Genomic DNA, 1,942 nt, shown 5'->3' with positions numbered 1-1,942 from the left:
AAATCAGCCTTGGCTATTCTCGCTAAAAACCTGCTTTTATTGAGAATGGACAACGTAGGTTTAAGGCCTCGCGATTTGGAGAGCGATCGCTCTCGCAAATGTTAAGAAAGATCCGGGTAATGCATAGTCGCTTGCGGGGAGGGGTTGGGGGTGGGGTTCTTTAAACTACAACGGCTGGAGTTGTGACTTTTTCTGGTCTTTGGTGAGGAGGACGCATTTCTAAGCCCAGTAAATTCAGCATTTCTTTGTCAGCGTCATAATCGGGACAGGGAGTAGTGACTGTGAGCATTTGATTATCATCGCTGGAAAAGATGGAATTTGCCCCAGCCATAAAACATAAAGCTTGTTCCACTTGGGAAAGTCTCGCCCTACCAGCGCTGAGACGCACATCAGAATTTGGCATGATTATTCGGGCTGTGGCGATCATGCGTACTACTTCCCAAATGGGTACATCTGGTTGATTTTCTAGGGGTGTACCGGGAACTTGGGAAAGAATATTAATGGGGACGGACTCTGGATGAGGTTGTAAATTTGATAGAGTTTCTAACATCCCCACACGATCTTCGACGCTTTCGCCTAAGCCGAGAATACCGCCAGAACATACAGTGACATTTGTCTGTCGGACATGATCAATTGTCTTTAGGCGATCGCCATAAGTTCTCGTGGTAATCACCGTATTATAATACTCCTGGGAAGTATCCAAGTTATGGTTATAAGCATATAGTCCAGCTGCTTCTAAGCGTTTCGCCTGATTCGTGGTCAGCATTCCCAGAGTACAGCAAACTTCTAAGCCCATGTCGGTCACTTCTTTGACCATTTCCAAGACTGTCTCAAATTGCGAATTATCTCGCACTTCCCGCCAAGCAGCACCCATGCAAACACGACTTACACCCGTGGCTTTGGCTTTTTGGGCAATGTTAATCACTGTTTCCTTCTCTAACAGTGCTTGGGGCTTGACTTCAGTTTGATAACGGGAAGACTGGGCGCAGTAGCTACAATCTTCCGGACAAGCACCTGTTTTAATTGAGATCAGCTTACAAACTTGTATTTTTCTTGAATCATGATATTGGCGATGCACGCTAGCAGCTTGATAAATCAGCTCTAGGAATGGCGTGTTGTATATCGCTTGAATCTCTGCTTTTTGCCAATTGTAGCGTATTCCCACCGACATCATTATCCTTCTTATAGACTGGATTGATCAAGAACCATTTTCTGTTGGTTCTTTTAAAATACAGCGTTGGGATGAAATCATCTCAATCTTATGCTGTAGATATTAGACATCAGCTTACCAAGATTTTGGTGATCTGGCAGATTGATTGTACAAATTATTACTTTTATGAAATCAGAATTACCACTGATCACAAGCGATCGCCTGACTTTAAGAATTGCTATTAAAAAGGATATACCGCAACTAATTAAATATTTCCAGGACAATAAAAATTATTTTACACCATTTTATCCTATTTTATTTGACCATTTGTTTACAGAAGAGTATTGGCAATATCAAATTGAAAATAATGTCTTGGAGTTTATCCATGACCAATCATTAAAGCTGTTTATTTTTCCGCAAAAAAAATCCACAAAAGTGATTGGAACGATCAATTTTACTAACTTTATTCGAGGTGCGGCGCATTTTTGCTATGTAGGATACAGTCTGGCAGAATCTGAGCAAGGTAAAGGGTATATGACAGAAGCATTAAAAGTTGCGACTGATTATGTCTTTGAAGAACTAAATTTTCATCGGATCATGGCTAATTATATGCCCCATAATCGGCGCAGTGGTAATGTCTTAAAAAGACTCGGTTTTGTGGTGGAAGGATACGCGAGAGATTATTTATTAATTAATGGTAAATGGGAAGATCATATTCTCACAAGTTTAGTCAATCCTGACTGGAAACCAGAGGAGTGAGAAGAAGCAGAGGGGCAGGGGGCAGGGTGCAGG

At 41.6% G+C, this 1,942-nt stretch carries 2 protein-coding genes; one reads left to right on the top strand and one right to left on the bottom strand.

Translation table 11 applies throughout. The annotated features are described in order from the left end of the window. Window positions 1–160: 160 nt before the first annotated feature. Window positions 161–1,171 (bottom strand): biotin synthase BioB, encoded by a 1,011-nt coding sequence (gene bioB / locus AACX33_RS05795; protein WP_194001394.1) that lies wholly within the window; start codon window positions 1,169–1,171, stop codon window positions 161–163. A 165-nt stretch (window positions 1,172–1,336) separates the two neighbouring features. On the opposite strand from bioB, the gene AACX33_RS05790 reads away from it, so the two are divergent. Next, the gene (locus tag AACX33_RS05790) at window positions 1,337–1,909 is read left to right on the top strand and encodes a GNAT family N-acetyltransferase (RefSeq protein ID WP_194001248.1); all 573 of its coding nucleotides are present in this window, start codon (window positions 1,337–1,339) and stop codon (window positions 1,907–1,909) included. Window positions 1,910–1,942 lie beyond the last annotated feature (33 nt).

Origin of the sequence: Nodularia sp. LEGE 04288 (assembly GCF_963896525.1) — a bacterium.
Lineage (GTDB): Bacteria > Cyanobacteriota > Cyanobacteriia > Cyanobacteriales > Nostocaceae > Nodularia.
Note: the sequence above shows the minus strand (reverse complement) of the source record. Positions and strands in the feature narration are given on the sequence as shown.

Coding starts and splice junctions, on each gene's coding strand:
- bioB (WP_194001394.1), bottom strand. CDS start 1,171: ATGTCGGTGGGAATACGCTACAATTGGCAAAAAGCAGAGATTCAAGCG.
- AACX33_RS05790 (WP_194001248.1), top strand. CDS start 1,337: ATGAAATCAGAATTACCACTGATCACAAGCGATCGCCTGACTTTAAGA.